19 protein-coding genes, 1 other RNA gene and 1 other annotated feature are annotated in these 25,399 nt (G+C 35.6%); of the genes, 15 read left to right on the plus strand and 5 right to left on the minus strand.

The features are described from left to right. Positions 1-52 precede the first annotated feature (52 nt). Complete coding sequence (locus WKT09_RS01605; RefSeq protein ID WP_340414346.1) at positions 53-385, plus strand: DUF485 domain-containing protein; 333 nt, start codon at positions 53-55, stop codon at positions 383-385. 3 nt (positions 386-388) lie between these two features. Further along, positions 389-1,954 carry a solute symporter family protein gene (locus tag WKT09_RS01610; RefSeq protein WP_340414347.1) on the plus strand — a complete coding sequence of 522 codons (1,566 nt, stop codon included), beginning with the start codon at positions 389-391 and terminating at the stop codon, positions 1,952-1,954. Between the two features lie 440 nt (positions 1,955-2,394). On the opposite strand, the gene WKT09_RS01615 is transcribed toward WKT09_RS01610, so the two are convergent. Then, on the minus strand, positions 2,395-4,089 hold the full coding sequence (locus tag WKT09_RS01615; protein ID WP_340414348.1) for a SulP family inorganic anion transporter: 1,695 nt from the start codon (positions 4,087-4,089) through the stop codon (positions 2,395-2,397). 193 nt (positions 4,090-4,282) lie between these two features. On the opposite strand from WKT09_RS01615, the gene WKT09_RS01620 reads away from it, so the two are divergent. From WKT09_RS01620 to WKT09_RS01630, 3 genes are all read left to right on the plus strand, one after another. After that, the gene (locus tag WKT09_RS01620; RefSeq protein WP_340414349.1) at positions 4,283-4,822 is read left to right on the plus strand and encodes a hydrolase; all 540 of its coding nucleotides are present in this window, start codon (positions 4,283-4,285) and stop codon (positions 4,820-4,822) included. A 78-nt stretch (positions 4,823-4,900) separates the two neighbouring features. Then, positions 4,901-6,190, plus strand: coding sequence for an RNA polymerase factor sigma-54 (gene rpoN / locus WKT09_RS01625; RefSeq protein ID WP_340414350.1), 1,290 nt, complete (start codon positions 4,901-4,903; stop codon positions 6,188-6,190). A gap of 28 nt (positions 6,191-6,218) precedes the next feature. Then, positions 6,219-7,127 carry a DMT family transporter gene (locus WKT09_RS01630; protein WP_340414351.1) on the plus strand — a complete coding sequence of 303 codons (909 nt, stop codon included), beginning with the start codon at positions 6,219-6,221 and terminating at the stop codon, positions 7,125-7,127. Positions 7,128-7,167: 40 nt separating this feature from the next. Here WKT09_RS01630 and purU read toward each other — a convergent pair whose 3' ends face one another. Both purU and WKT09_RS01640 read right to left on the minus strand, forming a co-directional pair. Continuing rightward, entirely contained in the window at positions 7,168-8,055 is an 888-nt protein-coding gene (purU, locus tag WKT09_RS01635; RefSeq protein WP_340414352.1) for a formyltetrahydrofolate deformylase, read from the minus strand. Positions 8,056-8,119: 64 nt separating this feature from the next. Continuing rightward, the gene (locus WKT09_RS01640; protein WP_340414353.1) at positions 8,120-9,304 is read right to left on the minus strand and encodes an RtcB family protein; all 1,185 of its coding nucleotides are present in this window, start codon (positions 9,302-9,304) and stop codon (positions 8,120-8,122) included. Positions 9,305-9,439: 135 nt separating this feature from the next. Between WKT09_RS01640 and WKT09_RS01645 the strand changes: the two genes are divergently transcribed. From WKT09_RS01645 to WKT09_RS01655, 3 genes are all read left to right on the plus strand, one after another. Beyond that, positions 9,440-9,736, plus strand: a complete 297-nt coding sequence (locus WKT09_RS01645; RefSeq protein WP_340414354.1) for a DUF1294 domain-containing protein — start codon at positions 9,440-9,442, stop codon at positions 9,734-9,736. 76 nt (positions 9,737-9,812) lie between these two features. Beyond that, positions 9,813-9,994: non-coding RNA, 6S RNA (gene ssrS / locus WKT09_RS01650), on the plus strand. A gap of 67 nt (positions 9,995-10,061) precedes the next feature. Further along, the gene (locus WKT09_RS01655; RefSeq protein ID WP_340414355.1) at positions 10,062-11,465 is read left to right on the plus strand and encodes an MDR family MFS transporter; all 1,404 of its coding nucleotides are present in this window, start codon (positions 10,062-10,064) and stop codon (positions 11,463-11,465) included. Between the two features lie 176 nt (positions 11,466-11,641). On the opposite strand, the gene WKT09_RS01660 is transcribed toward WKT09_RS01655, so the two are convergent. Beyond that, positions 11,642-12,586 carry a DMT family transporter gene (locus tag WKT09_RS01660; RefSeq protein WP_340414356.1) on the minus strand — a complete coding sequence of 315 codons (945 nt, stop codon included), beginning with the start codon at positions 12,584-12,586 and terminating at the stop codon, positions 11,642-11,644. A 251-nt stretch (positions 12,587-12,837) separates the two neighbouring features. Then, positions 12,838-13,106: a binding site (T-box leader), on the plus strand. A gap of 53 nt (positions 13,107-13,159) precedes the next feature. Between WKT09_RS01660 and WKT09_RS01665 the strand changes: the two genes are divergently transcribed. From WKT09_RS01665 to WKT09_RS01675, 3 genes are all read left to right on the plus strand, one after another. Beyond that, on the plus strand, positions 13,160-14,005 hold the full coding sequence (locus tag WKT09_RS01665; protein ID WP_340414357.1) for an SAM hydrolase/SAM-dependent halogenase family protein: 846 nt from the start codon (positions 13,160-13,162) through the stop codon (positions 14,003-14,005). A gap of 549 nt (positions 14,006-14,554) precedes the next feature. Then, entirely contained in the window at positions 14,555-16,693 is a 2,139-nt protein-coding gene (locus tag WKT09_RS01670; RefSeq protein ID WP_340414358.1) for a YhgE/Pip domain-containing protein, read from the plus strand. Between the two features lie 91 nt (positions 16,694-16,784). After that, the gene (locus WKT09_RS01675; protein ID WP_340414359.1) at positions 16,785-17,738 is read left to right on the plus strand and encodes an alpha/beta hydrolase; all 954 of its coding nucleotides are present in this window, start codon (positions 16,785-16,787) and stop codon (positions 17,736-17,738) included. A 61-nt stretch (positions 17,739-17,799) separates the two neighbouring features. Here the strand turns inward: WKT09_RS01675 and dat are convergent, their stop codons facing one another. Beyond that, positions 17,800-18,663 (minus strand): D-amino-acid transaminase, encoded by an 864-nt coding sequence (dat, locus tag WKT09_RS01680; RefSeq protein ID WP_340414360.1) that lies wholly within the window; start codon positions 18,661-18,663, stop codon positions 17,800-17,802. 102 nt (positions 18,664-18,765) lie between these two features. On the opposite strand from dat, the gene queG reads away from it, so the two are divergent. From queG to odhB, 4 genes are all read left to right on the plus strand, one after another. Then, on the plus strand, positions 18,766-19,905 hold the full coding sequence (gene queG / locus WKT09_RS01685) for a tRNA epoxyqueuosine(34) reductase QueG (protein ID WP_340414361.1): 1,140 nt from the start codon (positions 18,766-18,768) through the stop codon (positions 19,903-19,905). A 99-nt stretch (positions 19,906-20,004) separates the two neighbouring features. Continuing rightward, positions 20,005-20,478 (plus strand): tRNA (uridine(34)/cytosine(34)/5-carboxymethylaminomethyluridine(34)-2'-O)-methyltransferase TrmL, encoded by a 474-nt coding sequence (gene trmL, locus WKT09_RS01690; protein ID WP_340414362.1) that lies wholly within the window; start codon positions 20,005-20,007, stop codon positions 20,476-20,478. Between the two features lie 495 nt (positions 20,479-20,973). Further along, a complete protein-coding gene (locus WKT09_RS01695; protein ID WP_340414363.1) occupies positions 20,974-23,829 on the plus strand; it encodes a 2-oxoglutarate dehydrogenase E1 component in 2,856 nt (951 codons plus the stop codon). Further along, a complete protein-coding gene (odhB, locus tag WKT09_RS01700) occupies positions 23,816-25,069 on the plus strand; it encodes a 2-oxoglutarate dehydrogenase complex dihydrolipoyllysine-residue succinyltransferase (protein ID WP_340414364.1) in 1,254 nt (417 codons plus the stop codon). The genes WKT09_RS01695 and odhB overlap by 14 nt, the downstream gene beginning before the upstream one ends. Positions 25,070-25,399: the final 330 nt, after the last annotated feature.

The following is a 25,399-nucleotide window of genomic DNA, read 5'->3' on the forward strand; positions in this document are numbered from 1 at the left end:
TAAAGCGTTTACATTAAAGCGTTTTCATAAAATATTAAAAGGAGGTAATACAATGGTTGCAAGGGATTATATTGAGTTTGAAAAGATTGAGAAAACGGAAGAGTTCCAGGAATTAAAACGTAAGAAGTACGCATTTATTTTCCCGGTACCAATTTTGTTCTTGATTTACTATTTAATTTTCCCTGTATTGTCAGCATATGCAAAGCCACTGATGACAAAAATTGTTTTTGCTAATTTTACATTCGGGTATTTATTCGGTATATCATATTATTTAGTAATTTGGGGGCTTGCATTTTTATATGTATTTGTTGCTCGTTCATACGACCGACGAGTAGAAGAAATTATTGAAAAATATGGACCAGAAACGGTAGAAAAGGAGGCGTAAATCATGGGTTCAGCTGAAATATTTGGTATTGTATTATTTGGTCTTATTATTGCACTGACGATGTATGTTACATATCTAGCATCAAAAAGAACGTCTGGTACTGGTGATTTCTACGCTGCTGGTCGTTCCTTAACAGGGTTCCAAAATGGGTTAGCGATTGCAGGGGATTACTTAAGTGCTGCGTCATTCCTAGGGATTGCAGGACTAGTTGCATTACACGGATATGATGGTTTCATGTATTCAATCGGATGGTTAATGGGTTATGTAATCGTACTTTACATTATTGCAGAGCCTTTCAGAAACTCAGGTAACTTTACCGTTTCAGACGTTATTTCTTACCGTCTAGAGCAGCGTCCAGTACGAACAGCAGGTGCGATTGTAACGATGGCTATTACAGCTTTCTATATGATTTCACAGTTAGTTGGTGCGGGAGCAATCATTAACTTATTAGTAGGTATTCCATATGAAATTTCATTAGTTATCGTTGGGGTACTAATGATGATTTATGTTACATTAGGTGGAATGTTAGCTACTAGTTGGGTACAAATCATTAAAGCAGTTATTTTAATGGCTGCGATGTTATTAATGCTAATTTTCATTGCAATTATCTTTAAGTTTAACTTATCTTCCTTATTTGGAACGATTATTGATGGTGCAAACATTGGGCGCTTCGGTGAAGTTGGTGGACAGGGAATGCAGTTCTTAACACCAGGTCACTTATATACGAACCCAATTGATTTATTATCATTAGGTTTAACATTAATTTTAGGTACAGCAGGTTTATCTCACTTATTAGTTCGTTTCTTTACAGTACCGACAGCACAAGCTGCTAGATCATCCGTTGTTTGGGGTATGGTCATTATCGGTTCATTCTACTTCATCATTGCAATCATCGGTTTCGCTGCTGCTGCGTTAGTAGGAGAAGATGCAATCAATGAAGCTGGTGGTGGAGGAAACATGGCAGCTCCATTATTAGCACAAGCTTTAGGTGGAGGAGCAGGAACACTAGGTGGAGAACTTTTCATGGCTGGTATTTCAGCAGTAGCATTCGCGACAATTGTTGCGGTTGTAGCTGGGTTAGTAATTACAGGTGCAGGAGTATTCGCACATGATATTTATACGAACGTTATTAAACGTGGAGAAGTTGATCAACGTAAACAATTCAAAGTTGCTCGTATTACAGCTTTCGTAATCGGGGTTGTATCGATCATCTTAGGAATTTTAGCGAAAAATTTCAACGTTGCTCAGTTAGTTACGTACGCATTCGCAGTTGGTGCGAGTTCAAACTTACCAGTTATTATCTTCTCGATTTACTGGAGACGATTCAACACAAAAGGTGCGGTTGCATCAATGTTAACAGGTACTTTTACAACTGTTATATTAATTTTAATAAGTCCACCAATTATGGGGGATGCAGCTATCTTCCCATTAACGAACCCAGGATTAGTTAGTATTCCATTAGGATTCTTAGCTGGTGTGATTGTTTCGTTAATGACGAAGCCAGAAGATAACGATAAAATCTTTGCAGAAATGTCTGTTCGTTCTCACACTGGATTAGGTGCAGAATAATAATTATTGTTTTCCATTTCAATCTAACTATATAAAAAGAAAGAGCGGTGGTTAAACCACTGCTCTTTCTTTTTGAGCTCTTTATCAAATGGTGCCGGTGGCTAAGCCAAGTTTAGGATTTGCCTTCCCTTGTCTTATTTAGGCCTTTTCTTACGCAGGAGTCTACGTACATTTCCTACGTTTCATATATCAAGCTATGCTTGATATTACGGTATATGTTTTTTAATTGTCTTAATGCTTTTCTTTATGTAATGAAAGTATAACGATTGGTCAACAGCGTTTAGTGTATACGACAGCGCTGTAAAATTCTTTTCTTTCACACATTCCAATAATGGAATAATAACCGTTGGAGTCAGCATTGGCTAACTCCAACATATTATATCATCCTCTACTTTATACGAAAATGTCCTCGTGAATCATTTTAAGCAATACATATTAGTTTATGAACGAATTTGTTTATATACACTACAGCTTTTTACGCCATTTTTTTGACAGTAAGGACAATTCGATACATCAATTAAATTCAATGCTTGATTGATTGCATCTGTTGTGTCAGAGAAGAAATGTTGTGCCCCGATAGTTTCATATAATCCACTTCGTTTTAATATTTCTAAAGGTGCTTCATCTAGTTCCGCAATAAGCACGGTACCACCATGTTTCAAATAATGTTGAATAAATGATGCTAAGTTCGCTTCCCCTGTTGCATCAATCATGGATACGTGACGCATTTTTAATATTAATACTTTTGGACGACGGTGAATAGCTCGGGATAAGATGGATTCGAAACGATCTGCAGCACCGAAAAATAATGGACCACGAATCGTAAAGCTAGCAATTTTTGGGCAATTCGCTTGGACTTTTTTCTCCTGCACATATTTTTCTGGTTTAATCGATTCCACCTCTAATAAAGAACTAATACGACGAACGAATGAAACCATCGCAAGTAATAATCCGACCGGAACAGCAACTGTTAAGTTAACGAATACTGTTAATAGAAAAGTCGTAATCAATACGAGTGAATCAGATGTTCGCATTTTGAGCATATTCGTGAACGTTTTATATTCACTCATATTATAAGCAACGACCATTAAAATTGGTGCCATGCTCGCTAATGGAATATGTGAAGCGAACGGTGCGAACAATAATAAAGTTGCAAGCACGAATACACTTTGGAAAATACCTGAAAATGGACTCACAGCTCCACTTTTTATATTTGTTGCAGTACGTGCAATGGCCCCTGTTGCAGGAATTCCCCCAAAAAATGGTGTGACGATATTTGCGACTCCTTGACCGAATAATTCTTTATTTGAATGATGCTGTTTACCAGTCATTCCATCTGCAACGACCGCAGATAATAGGGATTCAATTCCTCCAAGCATTGCAATCGCAAAAGCCGGTCCCCATAAGTAATATAATTTATCAAGCGTTATTTCTGGCATGATAAAGGAGGGAAGTGCTTGGGGGATTCCTCCAAATTGTGACCCGATTGTTGCTGTTTTATCTGGAAAAAATATGACAGAAATAATCGTCGGAATTAATAAGGCAATTAATAAAACAGGTGCCCTAGGAAAAAATTTTGGAATAAAAATAATAAGAAGTAAACCAATGATTCCAATGAAAATACTATAAAAATTAACGGTGTGGAAGTTGTTTATAATTTCCAACATGTTTTCATGAAAATATTGCTTCTTTTCAATGTTTTGTAATCCAAAAAAGTTTTCTAACTGTCCAGAAAAAATAATGACGGCAATTCCAGATGTAAATCCAATTGTTACAGATCGTGGAATATACGTAATTAAGCTACCAAATTTAAATATACTCATAATGATTAACATGACTCCGGCCATCATTCCGGCGATGAGTAAGTCCTCGTATCCATATTGCAGAACTATCGCAAGCAAAATGGGAATGAAAGCACCGGTGGGCCCAGCGATTTGAAAGTGGGACCCTCCCAAAACGGCAACGATTAGTCCGGCGATAATCGTCGTGTAAATACCATACTCCGGACTAACACCAGAGGCGATCGCGAAAGCCATACCGAGTGGGATAGCAACAACCCCAACGGTGATACCAGCAACGATATCTTTGCGAATATCAGCGCTCGTGATTCCTTTAAAACGATCATCTTTTAACAATGACAACACTCCTACTATGATTATAAAAACTTATCTATATGTATTATATCATAAACTTTTATTATGTTATAGAACAGAGGGTTGTTTTATTTGAAACAGATTTTGTATAACTTATCTAAAAATTCTAACTTCTATTCTGTACAGTTTTTTGGAATATGATAAAATAGAGGAAAGGGAAATGGAGGTATGTAGGATGATACATGTAGATGAAACTGTGTTAGTGATTGTAGACGTACAAGGAAAATTAGCAAAAATTATGCACCAGAGTAAAGAAATGCTTACGAATTTAGAAAGAATGATTCAAGGAGCGAGTATTCTCGAAATCCCAATTATTTGGTTGGAACAGTATCCGAAAGGGCTAGGACCGACATCGGATGAAGTGAAACAACATTTAACTAATTTATCGCCGATTGAAAAAATGACCTTTAGTGCATGCAAGAATGAAGAGTTTAAAGAGACATTAGAACAATTAAACTGTCAATCCATTTTATTAACAGGAATTGAATCACATATTTGTGTATATCAAACGGCTCGCGATTTACTGAAGGAAGATTATTATGTGGAAGCTGTCGTTGATTGCATTTCATCCAGAACTCTTATCAATAAAGAAATAGGGCTTGAAAAAATGAAACAATTGGGAGCATATGTGACATCTGTTGAGATGGCATTATTTGATTTAATGGGTTCTGCAGAGCATCCTCACTTTAAAGAAATAAGTAAAATTATTAAGTGAATATGTAAATAGTAAGTATAACTATCATGCCAACATATATATATATAGAAGGAACCATTTGCAAAGGAGGCTCATTGGATGCATATTCGCTTAGAACAAAAACAAACTTTACAGCTAGCGATGACGAAGGATTTACGCCAAGCAATTGAACTGTTACAGTTCTCTACAGTTGAATTACAGGAATTTGTACGTGCAAAAGTGGAGGAAAATCCGTTCATTGAATGGAATGAGCCTCCTAGTACCTATCGTTCCACAGAATTATCCACACATGACGTCATTACAGCAACCGCTTACGAAGAAAAAGATTTATATGACGTGTTAATCGAACAATTAGCAATTTTTTCGTTATCAGATGAAGATAGAAAAGTGGTTGAATACATTATCTATTCTTTAGAAGAAGATGGCTATTTACGAACAGAAAGAAAGGATATCATCCGTCATTTGCACATTTTACCAGAACAGTTTGATCGGGCATTACATATTGTCCATCAATTAGAACCTATCGGTGTTGGTGCAACTAGTTTAGTAGATTGTTTACTCATTCAAGCGAAGCATTTAGCTCCTCATGATGAGTTGCTACATCAGTTAATTGAAAATCACTTAGTTGAAATTGGTTACGGAGAGACTGAACAAATTGCCAAGCAATTGCAAACATCGATAGAAGCAGTAGAGGAAAAAATGGAATGGATTAAACATAATTTACATCCGAAGCCAGCAAATCATCTCGCAAAAAAAGAAACAGTCTATATAGAACCAGATATTATTGTAGAACATGATGAAGCACTAGGGGAATGGGTTGTTCATTTAAACGATGATTATGTGTCAAAATTAACGTTCAATGATGATGCAATTTTAATGCAGACGAATGAAAAAGAAGTACAAACATATGTGCAAAGATACCGTTCTAAATTCAATTGGTTGATGGCTAGTCTGGAAAAAAGACGTGTAACATTATTAAATATTATGTACGTCATCATCCAAAAGCAGCAACACGTATTTCATAAAGGATTAACCTATGTGGAGCCATTAACATTACGGACAGTAGCAGATAAAATTGCGATGCATGAATCAACAGTAAGTCGTGCTACCGCAAATAAATTTATTCAAACACCAATTGGTACGTTTGCTTTACGAGATTTATTTTCAACAGCATTACCTACTGTAACGGGAAAAACATTATCTCAAAAACATATTAAAGAAAAAGTTCGTACGTGGATTCAAGAAGAAGATAAAAAACATCCACTATCTGATCAAGATATCACGGAAATGTTGCAAGAAGAAGGGGTTATGATATCTAGAAGGACGATTGCAAAATATCGGAAACAATTACAAATTGCGCCGTCAACGAAAAGAAAGCAGAAAGAATAGAACGCACGGGGAGTAGAAAGGTGATTATTTGACTAGAATATACATATTGTTAGCACTCATCATGTTAATTTGGGGGTTTAATTTATCGGCTTTAGCAGTATTAGTAAAAAATGTTGAACCGATAACATTAACATCATTTCGAATTTTTATTGCTGGTATTTCCGTGCTAATTATTACGAAAATAATGGGGTTATTTCGTTTACCTACAAAAAATGAATGGAAAACGATTGCTATCATTACAATATTTAATGTTGCAATGCATCATACATTTTTAGCGATTGGTTTAACGAAAACTTCTGGAGCAAATGCATCGATTATTTTAGGTGGAGCCCCACTTGTTACGATGTTATTTGCCATTGTATTATTGCGACAGCATATATCGAAATTACGAATGGGAGGATTTTTTATAGGATTTATCGGCATCGTGACAACATCGCTTGCTAGTGGAGAGGGATTATCGTCCTTTTCAAGCGGTGATATTTTTATTTTTTTATCGATGGCGATGCAGGCGTTCAGTTTTATTTTAATAAGTAAATTAAATCCAACATTCGACCCAAGACTTCTAACGGGATATATGCTCGTAGTTGGATCTGTTTTTATTTTTATAGTAAGTCTCTTCATTGAAAAGGATATTGGACAAATAACGAAACTATTTGAGCCGAAGTTAGGAAGTATCTTTTTATTTAGTGCCATTATTGCAACGGCTTTTGGCCATATGGTATATAATTACGCCGTAAAATATGTTGGTCCAACAGAAACGGCTATTTTTGTAAATTTAAATACATTTTTTGCTTTATTTGGAACGGTTTTATTTCTTGGAGAAACATTATATAAAGGGCATTATATCGGGTTAGCTTTAATTGTTATTGGTGTTTTTGTTGGATCTGGTACGGTTGATTATGTTTGGAAGCGACGAAGAGAAAAAAGGGCATATTAAAAGATCAGGCAGATTCATTTTCATGCCTGATCTTTTTTTATTAATGGAATACAATTGTTTTATTATCTTTTACGATAACACGATCTTCTAAATGCCATTTAACAGCACGTGTTAATACGCGTCGTTCTACTTGTTGTCCAATTTTCTTTAAAGTTGGTACATTATTACGATGGTCGACACGTGCTGTATCTTGTTCAATAATTGGCCCTTCGTCTAAATCATTTGTAACATAGTGAGAGGTAGCACCAATTAATTTTACACCGCGATTATATGCTCGTTCATACGGTTTAGCTCCAATAAATGCAGGTAAGAATGAATGGTGAATATTAATGATTTTATTCGGGAAATGTTCCACGAAATTAGGTGTTAAAATTTGCATATAACGGGCTAAAATTAAAACATCAATTTCATATTCACGCATTAATGACACTTGTTTTTGTTCTACTTCTTCACGAATATCTTTATTCGCAGGAATATAATAATAAGGGATGCCTAATGATTCAACTAAGGCGCGGCCATTCTCATGGTTACTAATAACGACAGCGATATCTGTATCTAAGTCACCACTTTGCCATTCCCATAACAATTCTTGTAAACAGTGGATTTCCTTTGAAACGAAAATAGCGCTACGTTTCTTTTTAATTGCATACGTAAATGTATATTCCATCTCAAACTTTTCTGCGATTTTAGAAAAGGCATTTTCTAATTGTTCCCTTTTCATTAAAAGATCATCTAAATAATATTCAAAACGAATGTAGAACATACCATCTTCCTCTTCACTTGAGAACTGGTTAGATTCTAAAATATTCGCCTCATTTTCAAATAAAAATGTGGAAAGTGCTGCAACGATTCCTGGCTTATCCTGGCATTTTACGAGCAGTCTTCCGATATTTTCTTTGTTACGGTTATATTGTGTATGTACTGACATAATTTCATTGCTCCTATAAACTTTATTTTATTTGATTATACAAAGATTTAGTTCATTCTACAAACTAATCAGTCGCCATTAATACACCAATTGGTTTTAATACGTGTAAAATATGGATTGTTTCTTTATGTGCATCAAGTACTTCTTGTAATTTTCGGTACACAAATGGACTTTCATCTGTACCTGCACCACGTAATTCTACGCCATATTCACGTACAGCCATAAGCATATCTTTTTCGGAAATGATACCACCACGACGTTTTTTCGTTTTCCAGTTCATTTTTCCGGCTGCTTGTGTACGACTCATAATTCTTCCTGAACCGTGCACCGTACTATAAAAAGCTTCCTCGCTTTTAGAACTGTGTACCCCTTCTAAAATAACAGAAATATCTCCCATGCTTCCGCCGACAAAACCACGTTGACCAGGAAAAGCAGGTGTTGCCCCTTTACGAACGACGACATATTCGTTTCCGAAATGGGTTTCTTTCCATGCAAAATTATGGTGATTATGTACTTCATCGATACGGTTTGCTTGTAATATATGTAAAACGACATCGATGACATAATCCCTTCCAGCATAAGCATATTTACCGGCTAAATTCATTGCATCAAAATACATGGAACCAAGCTCTGAATCTAAATTAAAAATGATTGGTGGGGTTTCCATTGACTCTCTCTTAGGGCGATCTGAAAAGTCTCGTCCATTCGCCAAATTGAGAAATCCAGTTGCTGTTCGATGACCTAATCCACGGCTACCAAAATGGTTGGCCACCCATACTTCATCGGTTTTTTGATCAATTAAAATATCGACATAATGATTACCTGATCCAGTAGTACCTAGTTGAGCACGGGCTAATGCTTTTAATGTATCATGTTCATGTTTTCCAATTTCTTTATATACATTCCATGCATCATCATCGAACAATGCATGGTCAGGAGGATTCGGATGTTTCTTTCCGAATCCGAATATAATATTTTTCTGTATTTCATCCATGATTTTTGGCATAGCATCTTTTATATCTGTATATAATAAATCTGTTTTTACAGCTTTATTACCACAAGCAATATCATATCCGACACCCGATGGAGAAATCTGATTGTCATATACGACCACACCACCAACTGGTTGGGAATAGCCATAATGTCCATCCGCACATAAAGCTCCACCAACTACTTGACCAACTTGTAAACATTGATGAAATTGACGTATCGTATCTTTTTCATGTTCTCCAAAAATGATTGTCTTCATTGAATTGCCTCCTTTATATGTTTATTATACATGAATCATTCCATTTCCGAAAAATAACTTGTACGTATATCCTTTTTTATAAAAGAGATTGAATGGGACATGATGTTGTTCGTTCTAAATATGAAGGATGGTATGATGGAGAAAGAGGTGATGGAGATGGTTGATTGGTTTGTACTGTATGTATGTGCTTTGAATGTATTCGGATATATTTTAATGGGGATAGATAAAAAACGGGCAATAAAAGGGTCCTATCGAATAAGTGAACAAAATTTATGGCTTGTAGCATTATTAGGTGGAACAGTAGGGTTAATAATAGGAATGTACATATTCCGTCATAAAACGAAGAAATGGTATTTTACGTTTGGTCTACCTTTTTTTATGATGCTCCAAATTAGTTGTATTTTATATCTTTATGACTGGAGATATGGATAGCAAAATAAGTTCGTCAAGAATAAGTTAGTAAATTCTTTCCATTGCTTTTTTCGTTTGTTATGTTTATCATATATATAGAGAGCTGCGATGTTCGTAATTTACTAAAGTTTAACCTCTAAATAGAAATTAGGGAGTTTTAATCGTAGGTCGGATGTTATGCCTCGATTGAGTGGAAAACAGAAAACCTACTGCAAACACCCACTTTGTGTAAAGTGGTGGTTAAAACTTTTTAATTTATTACGGCATTGTGGCTTACATATGAATATTGATGATGTAAATTCCGTATATAGATACGGAATTTTTTGTGTATTGAGGGGGAAGAGATATGGGAGAATACATAGAAAGAAATGAATCACCGCATAAAAATGGCCCGATTGTAGCAGTATTATTAATTGGCTCTTTTTTAGCTATTTTAAATCAGACATTATTAATAACCGCTACACCTTATATTATGAAAGAGTTTGATTTAACGGAAAATATGGGGCAATGGGTTACGACGATTTTTATGCTAGTAAATGGAATTATGATTCCAATTACAGCGTTTTTAATGGAAACCTTTTCGACGAGAAGGCTTTTTCTCTTCTCCATGGGAACATTTATTGTAGGGACGTTCATCTGTTTTATTACCCCTAATTTTTCATTCTTAATGGTTGGACGAATTATCCAAGCGATTGGTGCTGGTGTGTTAATGCCGTTAATGATGACAATATTTATGTTGATCTTTCCTATAGAAAAACGAGGGTTTGCTATGGGAATGGCTGGCTTAGTTATTTCGTTTGCACCTGCCATTGGACCAAGCTTAGCTGGTTGGTTTATTGAAATATTCCCTTGGCGTTATTTATTTTTAATTATTATGCCGCTAGCGATTTTGGATTTAATCTTTGGATATGTTTTTATGAAAAACATTATTACGCGTACGTTCCCGAAAGTGGATTATCCGTCGATTATTTTATCGGTTTTCGGATTTGGCGGTTTATTGTACGGATTTAGTAGTGTCGGAAATTTCGGTTGGTTAAATTGGAATGTTATGTTGTCGTTAGTGATTGGTGCCATTACATTAACAATGTTCATTACGCGACAATATCGTTTAAAAGAGCCGATTTTAGAATTTCGTGTTTTATCGAATCGAACATTTACGATCACGATGATTATAGGGATGGTTGTTTTTACGATGTTAATTGCAGCGGAGACCATTTTACCGATCTATATGCAATTAATGGCTGGATTTACAGCATTAGAATCAGGCATTATGATTTTACCGGGCGCATTAGTAATGGGTTTTCTCTCTCCGTTTATAGGAAAAGTATTCGACCGAATAGGTGCAAGATGGTTGTTAATTACCGGATTAACGATTATGACGGTGACGACCGCTTTCTTTACGAGATTAACGTCTGAAACAACCTTAACGTATATTACAGTTGTATTTGCTGTACGAATGGTCGGTATTGCGATGGTTATGATGCCATCGACAACAGCGGGTTTAAATGCTTTACCGAACAAATTAATTCCACATGGAACAGCGATGACAAATACGATGCGTCAAGTAGCGGCTTCGATTGGAACAGCATTATTTGTAACGATTATGTCTGTGACAGCCTTGGTTCCGAAGCATGAAGATGATTTTGATGCGCTCGTCCATGGAGTAAATATTGCGTTTTATGTTGCAACGGCAATTACGTTTATCGCTCTTATTTTATCGTTGTTCGTAAAAGACAAAAAGGTGCAATAAACTAGGTAAAAAGGTTACAAGGTTTGAAACAATAGAAATGCTTCAAATAAAACACGAAAGAATGGTGCATAGGTAATAAGTGCGGAAATCAAATCACACTTGATACGATCATCTTTCGTGTTTTATTATTTCTATTAGTTTGTGGCTCCATTTTTAGCGAATATATAAAGCGTTCATTAAGATACTGCTCTGTTTGACTTTAATGTTCGCTTATCTTGTATGCGGGATAAAATGCTGTGCAAAATAATCCCGAATATGACGAGGATTAATCCAATTATCGTCATAAAACTTGGCACGAAAAATCCAAGTAATAACATTTCACCTAGTAAGGAAAAAACTACTTCTCCAGTAGAGGTTGATTCTACCCCAGCAAGTTTATGGTTGTCATGTCGTACGAGGTCCGTCGCATAGAAAAATAAAATAGTTGCAATTACCCCAGAAAAAACCGCAACGATAAATACTTGTACGAGTTGATTTGGTGTCGGTGCTCCATGTGATAGTGCACCAAAAATGGATAATAAAATCCAAAATGGCATGGAAGCAATGGTCATTCCTAAAACACGTTGGATGGAATTTAATTCTCCATCGACAAGTTGCATCATTTTTCTATTTCCTAAAGGATAGGAAATAGCAGCGACAATCATCGGGATGACAGATAAAAGAATCGCTTTGATTGGAACGTTTTCTGCATGTTCCAATTGCATCATGAAAATCCCGATAATAATGATGATGGAAATAAATACACTTTGGATCGGAATGGATCGATTTGATTTATTAATAAAAGGGACGAGCAATGACCCTGCGACAATGTTTAATTGAAATGTTGCTGCTACAAGCCATCCAGGTGCATGGATGGTCGCAAAAGTTAACGGCGCATAAAAAAAGCTAAAACCGACCGTACTCCAAATGATCCATTCCTTTGGATATTTTTTAATATGTTGTAAAACAGGCAGTACTTGTTTTCTTACATGTACAAATATAAGTAACATTGGTAACATAAAAAAGAACCGGATAGAAGCACTCCATATCCAACTTCCTCCAGCTAATTCCATATTTCGGTTAAAAATAAATGCAAACGAAAAAAACAATGCTGCTAATAATCCAATGAAGATTGGCCGCATAGTCACACCCCTTTTTCCGATTAGATTGTTCAAAGCAGGCATATTAGAAATGTGTGTTACTCCAATAACATCGTTAGAGAAAAAACATTTCTAATATGCATCCATAGCATATAAAAAAGATGAAATTACTCTATCTTACCGCAATTTTAACATGGATGATAAAAAAAGAAAATACTGATAATTAACAATATTCCTTGACTTAAAAAAAATATGGAATTATAATCATTAGTAATTCAAATAAGTATACATTTTTAAAGACGTTGAAAAGGGAAAGTATGGTTGCCCTCGTTTTTTACAGAGAGCTTCGGGAGCTGAAAAGAAGCAAAAATGATCAATCAGAAAATGGCCTTCGAGTTTCGGACTGAACACGATTGTTAGTAAGTTTCGACGGATTTGCATCCGTTAGCTATGCAAAAGTATTGATAATGTTCTTTTGGACATTTGCGTACTTATAAAGTTTATATGTGTGAACATATAAAAAAATAAGGTGGTACCACGTATATCCAACCACGTCCTTATAGATAAATAAGGACGTGGTTTTTTAATTTTACGAATATTTTTGGAGGGATGAACATGACAAAACATTTAGTAATTCAAACAGACTTTGGTTTATGTGACGGGGCGGTTAGTGCGATGTATGGTGTTGCATTAAGTGTTAACCCAACTTTAAATATATATGATTTAACACATGAAATTCCACAATATAATATATGGGAAGGATCATACCGGTTATATCAAACGATTTCTTATTGGCCAGAAGAGACTGTTTTTGTCTCTGTTGTGGACCCTGGTGTCGGAACCAACCGTTTAAGTGTAGTTGCAAAAACAGCAACAAATCAATATATCGTTACACCAAATAATGGAACATTAACACATGTATTAGAAAACTTTGATATTGTAGCTTTACGTGAAATTGATGAAACGAAAAACCGATTACCGAATTCTGGAGAGTCCTATACATTCCACGGTCGGGATATTTATGCATATACTGGAGCACGACTGGCGGCAGAAGAAATAAGTTTTGAAGGAGTAGGGAGAGAATTAGCGGTTGCTGATGTTATTTCATTGCCAAATCCAGTTGCAACAGGTGGAGACGGGATCGTAAAAGGGAATATTGACATACTAGATGTTCGGTTTGGGAATTTATGGACGAATATTAGTCGTACTTTATTTGTTGAAGCGAACGTTCAATATGGAGACTTATTAGATGTGACAATTGAAAATAATGGTCGCACTATTTATAAAAATGCGATGACGTACGGGAAGTCTTTTGCAGACAGTCGTTTGGGAGAGCCGTTACTATATGTGAACTCAGTTGATAAATTAGGTGTAGCGATTAACCAAGGGTCTTTTGCACAAGCATATGATATTGGTACAGGTGTAAGTTGGACCATTACAATTCAAAAAAGAGAGGCATAAAATACTAGATAAACATATAGATATGTTATAATTTTTTCTTACTTATAGAAAAAAATATGACAAATCATTATGTTTTTCTTTTTTTTTATAATTTTCCCTTATATAGTATGTTATGATAGTCTAAACTAAAAAATATAGAATGAATTTGAAAACTTAGGTAACGTCAAAACTTCTATGAAAACGAATGCGAAATCAGGGTTTGGAATGTAAATGGCATTAAAATGAATGTTATCGCTTTTGACAAACATACGATTCTTTTCTTCGTCAGTTATGATTCAGCTTTTGTTGATGGTAAGCATAATTGTTCATCTAACACTTTAAAATGAAATGTCTTTTCGTTCTTCCATGCGTTCCAATGTCTTTAAACAATGAGGATATTTTTAAATTGATTTCCTTTAAAAAGCGATTTTTGAGTGCTTGGTACCCTTAATTTTGCCCTAAAATAAAGGGTGGCAAGATTTTTTGAATGAAGGGGCTTGAAATTAACGAAAACGAAAGTTTTAATTAAGAAACTTTTGACAAAACGAAAACTTACAAGGAAGGGAAAATATGAAAAAAATTTTTACTTTATATAAACGAGATCTACATAGCATTGTAACAAATATAGTGTCCATTGTTTTAATTGGTGGACTTATCTTTTTACCTTCTTTATATGCATGGTTAAATATTAAAGCATCTTGGGATCCATATGCCCAAACAGATCAAATCCCACTTGGTTTTGTCAACGAAGATGTCGGTGCAACTGTACGTGGTGAAGAAATCGATGTCGGAAAAAAATTAGTTGATAATTTAAAAAAAGATACGAATTTTAATTGGCATTTTGTCGATCGGAAAGAAGCGATGGAAGAACTTGAATATGGAAATTATTATGCAGTGATTGTCGTGCCAGAAGATTTTTCTGAAACATTAGGTTCCGTTGTAAAAGCGGAACCGGAAAAGGCAACAATGGAATATTATGTAAATGAAAAGATTAATGCGATTGCTCCAAAAATCACGGATAAAGGTGCCTCAGTCATTGTAGAGGAAATAAGTAGTGAATTTATTAGTACAGTAAATGGAATTATCTTTGAAATATTTAACGATATTGGACTGGAATTAGAAGAGTCGATTCCAGAAATTGAATTATTTGAAGAGTACGTATTTACATTAGAGGAAGAGTTACCGAACATCCACGATAAGCTTGTAGAAATGGATGAACAATTAACACATGCGAGCAATATGTTAGATGTGGCGAACGAAAAAATTCCTCAAGCAAAAGAAGTGACAAAAAAAGGATTAGATGCGATTCAAAAAACGAGTACTTTTTTAAATGAGGTAGAGGAGAAATTAAAAGCTATTTCTCCAGCGTTGAAAGAAGAAGTGAAAGAAATTGAGGCTGTTTTTAAAGATGTAAATGAAAAACGGGCTGAAATTGAGGAGGCAATTAAGGAAGAGTTAGAAGAAATAGATGTGGAAAGTATCGAATCTGAATTACCTAAGATAACAGAGGATATCGACGGTATTATTGCATCTTTACAAGAAATGCAAAATAATTTAGAGGAAGAAAATGAAGAGATTGAAACGTTAATTACTACATTGGAATCGATGAAAGAGGATATTGCAACTGTACAAGGAAAAACAGATGATATTAAAGCATTCATCGGAAATAACGAACAATTTTTCAAAGACTTACAGGAAAGCATTGGCTCTGTAACAGATATTGATTTACAGGCTTTTGTAGAGAAATACGAAGATGAAATAGAACCGAAAATGTTAGCTGAAATTCATGCTGGCCAAGAAACAGTAAATGAAGCAAAAGGCATGATAAATGATATAAGTAATGCGATTCCAGAAATCGAAAAAATGTTAAATGAAACAGATACGAAAATAGATGAAGGACAAGAAGCATTAAATACGTTATTCAGTGTGTATCCTCAAGTGCAAGATCGTGTAAATACATTAGCAGATACGATTCGGGAAGTACAAGATGAAGCAGACATGCAAGAAATTATCGACTTATTATTAAATGACCCGGAAAAAGAAAAAGGATTCTTTGCAGAGCCAGTTGTGCTTCATAAGAATGAAGTGTTTCCAATTCCTAACTATGGTACAGGGATGACTCCTTTTTACACGGTATTATCTTTATGGGTTGGTGGATTATTATTAATTTCTTTATTATCGCCAAATGTTCCAGAAGAAGATACGTTAAGTCCAAAAGTAGTGTACACTGGTCGAATGCTAACGTTTATGACGATTGGATTATTGCAAACTGTCATTGTTACATTAGGGGATATATTTATTCTCGGTGTTGAAGTAAGTAGCCCATTCTGGTTTGTCATATTTGGGTTATTAATAAGTCTAGTATTTATGTCGATTGTGTATACGGCCATTGCGCTGTTAGGGGATGTCGGAAAGGCCGTTGCGATCATTTTACTCGTATTACAAATTGCAAGTTCAGGTGGAACATACCCTGTCGTCTTATTGCCAGAGTTTTTCCAAGCAGTAAATCCATTTTTACCATTTACGTATGGTGTTGACTTAATGCGTGAAGCGGTAGGTGGAATCATTTGGAAGCGGGCATACTTAGATATTGTTGCACTAATTATTTTTGCGGCGATATCCATAACGGTCGGTGTCTTCTTAAAGGGACCAATCCAGAAAAAGATGAAAAAATTAATTCAATCAAAAGGTGGACGATTATTCCACTAATGACATGCATATGATAGGAAGGTTGTAATGGGAGAGGCACGGGCGAACTAATTCATTCGTTCGTGTCCTTTTTTAAAAGGAGTTTGCGATATTGAAACGAAAAAATTGGCTTAAAATAATCATTAGTTTATTTATATTTTTATGCATTGCCGATGTGCTTGCAGGTTTTTATTTTTATCATTTGGCGATTGAACGTGGACCGAAGGAATTTTTGCAAAATAATAGCGATTTAGAAGTTGCAGACGAGACGATGGATACATTTCTGAAAGGGGATTGGATCAAGTGGAAGGATGAACAACCGTTTATCGAAATGACAATGCAGAGTGACGATGGTATCACATTACAAGGCTATTATTTACCACAGAAGGATAGTGATAAGACGGTTATTTTCGGTCATGGTTATTTAGGAAATGCATTACAAATGAGTCTTTATGGAAAATATTATTATGAAGAACTTGGGTACAATTTATTTATGCCTGATCTACGTGGCCATGGCAAAAGTGAAGGGGATTATTATGGATTTGGCTGGCATGATCGCCTTGATATGATCAAATGGGTGGAAACGTTAGAAGAAGCCTACGGAAAAAAGCAAATTGTTTTGCACGGATTATCGATGGGAGCTGCAACGGTATTAATGGTAAGTGGAGAAGATGTACCAAATGAGATAAAAGCGATCATTGCCGATAGCCCTTATACTTCGGTCTATGATTTATTTGGCTATCAAATGACGCGGATGTTCCATTTACCGAAAGAACCGATTTTAACGACAACGAGTATTGTGACAAAATTAAGAGCGAATTATGGCCTACGAGAAGCTTCTGCTTTAAAACAAGTGAAAAAGGCTACTGTTCCAATTTTGTACATAGCAGGGGAAGCAGATACATTCATACCTGCTGAAATGACCGATGTATTGTTTGAGGCTACGAGCAGTGAGAAAGAACTCGTTACGTTTCCGAAGGCAAATCATGGTGAAGCAGGAGTGATGTATGAGGCAAAATTCATGGCTACTGTTACAGAGTTCTTACATAAATATGTAGAGGATTAAGCGAAACAAAAAAGGACGAATTTTCTTAAAAGGTTATTCGTCCTTTTGAATCAAAGAAAATTTAAGCTAGTTTTACTGAAATATTTGCATCTTTTTCATATGTTTCTTGTAGTAAAGTCGAAACAGGACCAGGTTTACCATCCTGAATCATTTTGCCGTCTACTTCAATAATTGGCGATACCTCTGAGTTACTACTCGTTAAAAACATTTCATCCGCCTCATGGATATCTTCTAAAGTAAACGCCTCTTCTATAAATGGAATATCTAACTTTTCACAAAATTCTTTTACTGCCATCCGAACACAACCATTTAAAATGCGATTGGTAGCTGGATGTGTATATACGTTACCATTTTTCACTAGATACACATTTGAGGAAGCACATTCTGTTACAACACCATCGATATGTTGGATGGCCTCATAACATCCTTTTTCAGCAGCAGCCTGTTTGGCTAAAACGTTCGGCAATAAATTTAAACTTTTAATATAGCAATTTTTCCAGCGAATATCTTCCACGACAATTGTACGAACGCCGTTTTTAACATTGTCAACATTACGGGATTGCTTTTGAATGTATGCATATAGGTTTGGTTCTACATCTGTAGGGAAGTGGTGAATTCTTGTCGCTGAACCACGTGATACTTGTAAATAAATGAAACAATCTTCTTCCACGTTGTTTCGTTCGATCAATTCTTTTAATAAAGAGGATAATGTTTCTTTCTCTATTTTTAAATCAATTTTAATAGCAGCTAATGAACGGTACAAACGGTCGACATGCGACTCAAATAAATATGGCTCCCCATTATATACGCGAATTACTTCGTATACTCCATCACCAAACTGTAATGCTCGTTCTTCAAACGGAAATTGTAAACTGTCTTTGTGCACAAACTTATCTTGTGAAAGAATAATAGAATAAGTTGACACGTCATCATTCCTCTCTTCATATAGTCAATTTTATTTTACAATTAATAAAGGATAATGTAAATTACTACAAGAGTATTTATTTATAGACTGGAGGTGGGAGCTATGCAATTGGAACAATTAAAAGAAGATATTAAACAACATGCAGAGGAAATCGGAATTGACAAAATTGGTTTTACGACGGCGGATGTATTCACATCTTTAAAACAACGTTTAATTGACCACGAACGATTAAATTATAGTTCTGGTTTTGAAAAAGGAACGGTGGAAGAGCGTACAGAACCGAAACGTTTATTTTCAGAAGCACAATCAATTATTTCGGTTGCAATTGCTTACCCATCTAAAATAAAAAATCCCCCTAAAAATAAAAAAGATGCATATCGTGGTATATTTTGCCGTGCATCTTGGGGAGAAGATTATCACCATGTGTTACGTGACCGATTGCAACAATTAGCAAATTATATAGGAAATCGTGTAGCAGGTTTTAAGTATAAAATTATGGTGGATACTGGGGAATTAAGTGATCGTTCTGTCGCTAAACGAGCTGGAATTGGTTTTATCGGAAAAAATACATTGCTCATCACAGAGGAATATGGTTCGTTCGTATATTTAGGAGAAATGATCACGAATATTCCTTTTACGGAAGATGAACGAGTGGAAGATGGTTGTGGAGATTGTAATCTTTGCCGTACGGCTTGTCCGACTGGTGCGCTGGTAGAAGAACGAACATTAAATGCGCAAATGTGTCTTGCCTTTCAAACGCAGACAAAACAAATGTTACCAGATATGTTTCGCTCAAAAATTGGAACGAGAATATATGGTTGTGATACGTGTCAGGCAGTATGTCCGAAAAATAAAGGAATCGACTTTCACTTACATGAAGCGTTTGAACCGGATGGAGAAATAGCCAAGCCTTTATTAAAACCGATGTTGACGATGTCAAATCGTGAATTAAAAGAAAAATTTGGACATGTATCCGGTTTTTGGCGTGGAAAAAACCCATTGCAAAGAAATGCCATTATAGCATTAGCTCATTTTAAAGATACTTCCTCTATTGAATTATTAATGGATATAGTAAAAAATGATGTGCGACCAGTTATACGTGGAACGGCAGCATGGGCTTTAGGAAAAATTGGAACCGAAGAAGCGGAAAATGCTTTAAAAGTTGCATTGGAACATGAAAAAGAAGCTATTGTTTTAGAGGAAATTGAAAAAGGATTAGTTTTAATTAAAAGTAAAAAGTAAATAACTTTACGTATTCGATTGATAATGATATGATTTCTAACGTATTTGTATATATAATCAATCATAATAATGGAAAGTTATATGAAAGAAGGTTCATCAGTGGGATTGCATATCGTATTATATCAACCAGAAATTCCAGCTAATACTGGAAATATTGCAAGGACATGTCTAGCGACAAACACGACGTTACATTTAATTCATCCGTTAGGTTTTTCAACAGATGATAAAATGTTAAAACGTGCAGGTTTAGATTACTGGAAAAACGTGAATATAATAGAATATGAATCCATTTTTGATTTATATGATCAATATGAAGATGGAGTATTTTATTATATTGAAAATTTTGGTGAACAATATTATACCGATTATGATTTTAGTAATGCGGAGGAAGAAATCTTTTTTGTTTTTGGAAAAGAGACGACAGGTATTCCAAAAGACCTCATTGCAGGAAATGAACAACGTTGTTTACGCATACATATGAGTGAACATGTTAGGTCATTAAACTTATCTAATACGGCAGCAATTATTATATACGAAGCGCTTAGACAACAAGGATTTCCAAATATAAAATAAAATCGTCATGCAATTTACATTACATGACGATCTTATTATTGATTATTTGTTGGTACGCCTGGTTTTGATTCATATGCTGAAGTTAGGCAAGCTGTTACAAACGTAACGCAAAGAGCTAAGATTAATGCTAATTTCATCACATTCATCCTCCTTTGAGTTAGGAACTTTCTTAACATACATATTATAACTTTTATTCTTGCTTTTGTGAAATCATTTCATATAAGATGAACGAATTTGGCCAAAAGCCTGATGAGATGAATGGATTGTATATAAAATAAACGTAATTTTTGATATATTTACCCGTAAGTTTTAACAAAATATTCAAAAAATATAGGTTTTTTTCACTGTTTTTTAAAATAAGATAGCGATTTCATTTGACATTTATACTTTATAAGTGTTATTAGTTGCTCAACTTTCAAGACAGTTCTATAATGAACATGAGTAAATCATTCCGTAGTGAACGGGTAAAGTCAATATCTAATGGGGGTATAAGACGTGGCACAAAGTGCAAAGCCGAACGGCAAAATATGGAATAGTTTTTATGGTCCAAACATGGGATATGTAGAAGAACAATATGATTTATATAAAGAGGATCCAAGTTTAGTTGATCCTACTTTAAAAACAATGTTTGATACACATGGTGCCCCTGAGTGGATGGATCATAGAAGTAGTGGAGACGTTGTTTCAGAAGGTATTTCAAGTGCGGATGTGAAAAAGATTACTTCAGCAATGAAGTATATGGACGCAATTCGTCGTCACGGTCATTTAAAAGCTGATATTTATGCAGTTGGCGGATGGCATGAAGAAACAGATTTATTAAATCAAGATAAGTACGGTATTACAGATGAAGATTTAAAGAATATTCCAGCGTCATGGTTGTGGGATAAAGCTCCTGCAAACATCGAAACTGGATATGATGTTGTGCAAACTTTACTAAAAATTTATACGGGTAAAGTATCATTTGAATATGATCATGTAAACAGTAATGAAGAACGTGAATGGTTATTAAATCGCATTGAATCAGAAGAATTAAATCTTAATTTAGATGCGGAAGAAAAGAAACAATTATTACATCGTTTAATTGAAGTAGAAGGATTTGAACAGTTCTTACAGAAAACATTCGTAGGACAAAAACGTTTTTCTATCGAAGGTTTAGAGTCGATGGTTCCTGTATTAGATCGAATCGTTAAATCAGCAAATGATGATAAAATTGAACATATTATGATGGGAATGGCACACCGTGGACGTTTAAGTGTATTAGCTTACGTGTTAGGAAAGCCATTAGATAAAATTTTCTCTGAGTTCCACCATGCGCCAGATAAGGAGTTAATACCATCTGAAGGATCAATGGGAATTAACTATGGTTGGACAGGGGATGTTAAATATCACTTTGGTGCTACTAGAATTGTAGAAAATGATGATGCATCTACACGTGTACATTTAGCGCATAACCCATCACACTTAGAATTCGTGAATCCAGTAGTTGCTGGTAAAACGAGAGCAGTTCAAGATGATCGTTCTGAAAAAGGGTATCCGAAACAAGATTTAAGTAAAGCAATAAGTGTATTAATCCATGGAGATGCAGCGTTTATTGGAGAAGGAATTGTACCTGAGACATTAAACCTAAGCAACTTAAAAGGGTATCGTGTTGGTGGAACATTACACATCATTGCAAACAACTTAGTTGGATTTACAACAGATAGACGTGATTCACGTTCTACACGTTATACGAGTGATTTAGCAAAAGGATATGAAATTCCTATCATTCGTGTAAATGCAGACGATCCAATTGCTTGTATGAAAGCAATTCAACTTGCATATGATTACAATCAAACATTTAAGAAAGATTGTGTGATTGATTTAGTTGGTTATCGTCGTTATGGACATAACGAAATGGATGAGCCAAGATCTACACAGCCTGCTTTATATCGTGAAATTGACCAACATCCAACTGTAACAGAAATTTTCGGTTCACAGTTAAAAGAAGAAGGTCTTTTAACAGATGAAGAAATTCAGGCGATGAAAGATAATCATCAAAAAGAATTACAAACAATTTACGAAAGCATGAAGGAAAATCCTTTAGTAGGAGTTTCTGAATTAAAAATGCCAGATTATTTAGCGAATAGCATAGACGATTATGAAACTGCTGTTCCATTAGAAGATCTGAAAAAATTAAACGCTGACCTATTAAAACGTCCTGAAGGCTTTAATGGATTCAAACGTTTAAACCGTGTGTTCAAACGCCGTGAAAACATTTTAGAAGAAGGACAAAAAGCAGATTGGGGAGAAGGAGAAGCATTAGCTTTCGCATCCATTGTGAAAGATGGAACTCCAATTCGTATAACAGGTCAAGACTCAGAGCGCGGTACTTTCGCACATCGTCACTTAGTGTTATATGATACTGAAACGGGTGAGAAATACTGTCCAATGCACGGATTAGATGATGCAAATGCGTCATTTGATATTTATAATAGCCCATTATCTGAAACTGCTGTATTAGGATTTGAATATGGTTATAGTATTCAATCTCCAGAAACATTAGTTATTTGGGAAGCACAGTTTGGTGACTTCGCGAACGTAGCACAAGTAATTTTTGATCAATTTATTTCTTCTGCACGAGCGAAATGGGGCGATAAATCGAATATGGTTATCCTGTTACCTCATGGATATGAAGGGCAAGGACCAGAGCACTCTAGTGCACGTTTAGAGCGTTATTTACAGATGGCAGGAGAAAACAACTGGATCGTTGCAAACGTAACGTCATCTGCTCAATTCTTCCACTTATTACGCCGTCAAGCGCAAATGCGTGGATCAGAAGAAGCGCGTCCATTAGTAGTTATGTCACCTAAGAGTTTATTACGTAACGAACGTGTCGCATCACCTGCTGAAGAGTTTACAAATGGTAAATTTATGCCTTTACGTAACCAACCTAACTTAAAAGTAAGCAAGAAAAATGCGAAACGATTATTATTAGGTTCTGGTAAAATCATGGTCGATATTGAGGAAGCAATTGAAAATTCGGAGGAAAAATTTGACTGGTTACGTGCAATGCGTGTAGAACAGTTATATCCATTCCCGCAAGATCAATTGAAAAAAGAAATCGAACAATTACCTAATTTAGAGGAAATTGTTTGGGTTCAAGAAGAACCTAAAAATATGGGAAGCTGGCGTTATGTTTTAGAATATTTACGTGAGCTTACTAAAGACGGAGTAAAAATCCGTTATGTTGGTCGCCCTGAGAGAGCTGCAACTTCAGTAGGGGAGCCAAATGTTCATAAAGTAATCCAAGAAAAAGTCGTGAATGAAGCGATTAATCCAGCAAAGGGAGGAAATAATAGTGAAGGAAATTAAAATTCCAGAACTAGCTGAATCAATTACAGAAGGTACGATAGCTGAATGGCTTGTACAACCAGGAGACAAAGTAGAAAAAGGGGATCCGGTTGTAGAATTAGAAACGGACAAGGTAAACGTTGAGGTTAACTCTGACTATGCAGGTGTTATTGTTGAAGTACTTGCAGAAGAAGGAGACGACGTAAGTGTTGGGGACGCTATTGCAAAAGTAGACGAAAGTGGTTCAGGAGCAGCTGCACCATCTACGGAAGCGCCGGCAGCTGAAGAGAAAAAAGAAGAAGCGGCACCAGCAGAAGCGCCTAAACAAGAAGCACAAGAGGAAGTTGTTGCAACAGAAGCTGGAGATGTTATTGCATCACCTGCTGCTAGAAAATTAGCTCGTGAATTAAACATTGATTTATCACAAGTGAAAGCACAAGATCCTTTAGGTCGTATTCGTCCAGAAGACGTAGAGGCTGCAAACAATGCAGCTAAATCTGCACCAGCAGCTCCAGCGAAGAAACAAGCTGCAGCTACTGAGACAGCTCAACAGTTTGAAAAACCTGTACGTGTAGAAAAAATGAGCCGTCGTCGTCAAACAATCGCTAAACGTTTAGTAGAAGCTCAACACGAAGCTGCGATGTTAACTACGTTTAACGAAATTGATATGACAGCAATCATGAACTTACGTAAAGAGCGTCAAGAAGGATTCGTTAAGAAAAATGATATTAAATTAGGTTTCATGTCATTCTTTACAAAAGCTACTGTAGCTGCTTTAAAAGAATTCCCATTATTAAATGCGGAAATTGACGGAACGGATTTAATCGTTAAAGAATTCTACGATATTGGTATTGCGGTATCTACAGATGGTGGATTAGTTGTACCAGTTGTACGCGATGCAGATAAATTAGACTTTGCAGGAATTGAAAAAGAAATCGCTCGTTTAGGAACATTAGCAAGAGATAACAAATTAGGATTAGATGATTTACAAGGTGGATCCTTCTCTATCACTAACGGTGGTATCTTCGGATCTATGTTATCAACTCCTATCCTAAATGCTCCACAAGTTGGTATTTTAGGAATGCATAACATCGTTAAACGCGCAGTTGTTATGCCGGATGATACAATTGAAGTTCGTCCAATGATGTATTTAGCATTATCTTACGACCACAGAATTGTGGACGGAAAAGAAGCAGTTCAGTTCTTAGTACGTATCAAAGAAATGCTAGAAGATCCATACGACTTATTATTACAAGGTTAATCATTATAAACTAGGATATGTGGAACCCAACCCCCACCTATCCTAGTTTTTTTATGTAAAGAAATTTGGCTCTTTGTCAAATGGTGTTGGTGACCCTTTTAAAGTCGTCTAATATTTAATTGTGTTGAGCCAATAAGAATAGCGTGAATACGTCACTTCGGAAATGTACTCCGCTTTCCGCGGGCGGCTGCTAAGCCAAGTTCAGGCTTTGCCTTCACTTGTCTTATCTAGGCCTTCCCTCACGCAGGAGTCTATGTACATTTCCTACGTTTCATATGGCTGTTTACATGCTCGTTTCCTTTTCCTTTGATCTTAAGCTGCGAGGGAGGA

The organism is Pseudogracilibacillus sp. ICA-222130 (assembly GCF_037892545.1).
GTDB lineage: Bacteria > Bacillota > Bacilli > Bacillales > Amphibacillaceae > Pseudogracilibacillus.

Excerpts from the sequence above, each read along its gene's own strand:
- WKT09_RS01605 (WP_340414346.1), top strand. The coding sequence starts at position 53 with ATGGTTGCAAGGGATTATATTGAGTTTGAAAAGATTGAGAAAACGGAA.
- WKT09_RS01610 (WP_340414347.1), top strand. The coding sequence starts at position 389 with ATGGGTTCAGCTGAAATATTTGGTATTGTATTATTTGGTCTTATTATT.
- WKT09_RS01620 (WP_340414349.1), top strand. The coding sequence starts at position 4,283 with ATGATACATGTAGATGAAACTGTGTTAGTGATTGTAGACGTACAAGGA.
- rpoN (WP_340414350.1), top strand. The coding sequence starts at position 4,901 with ATGCATATTCGCTTAGAACAAAAACAAACTTTACAGCTAGCGATGACG.
- purU (WP_340414352.1), bottom strand. The coding sequence starts at position 8,055 with ATGTCAGTACATACACAATATAACCGTAACAAAGAAAATATCGGAAGA.
- WKT09_RS01640 (WP_340414353.1), bottom strand. The coding sequence starts at position 9,304 with ATGAAGACAATCATTTTTGGAGAACATGAAAAAGATACGATACGTCAA.
- WKT09_RS01645 (WP_340414354.1), top strand. The coding sequence starts at position 9,440 with ATGGAGAAAGAGGTGATGGAGATGGTTGATTGGTTTGTACTGTATGTA.
- WKT09_RS01655 (WP_340414355.1), top strand. The coding sequence starts at position 10,062 with ATGGGAGAATACATAGAAAGAAATGAATCACCGCATAAAAATGGCCCG.
- WKT09_RS01660 (WP_340414356.1), bottom strand. The coding sequence starts at position 12,586 with ATGCGGCCAATCTTCATTGGATTATTAGCAGCATTGTTTTTTTCGTTT.
- WKT09_RS01665 (WP_340414357.1), top strand. The coding sequence starts at position 13,160 with ATGACAAAACATTTAGTAATTCAAACAGACTTTGGTTTATGTGACGGG.
- WKT09_RS01670 (WP_340414358.1), top strand. The coding sequence starts at position 14,555 with ATGAAAAAAATTTTTACTTTATATAAACGAGATCTACATAGCATTGTA.
- queG (WP_340414361.1), top strand. The coding sequence starts at position 18,766 with ATGCAATTGGAACAATTAAAAGAAGATATTAAACAACATGCAGAGGAA.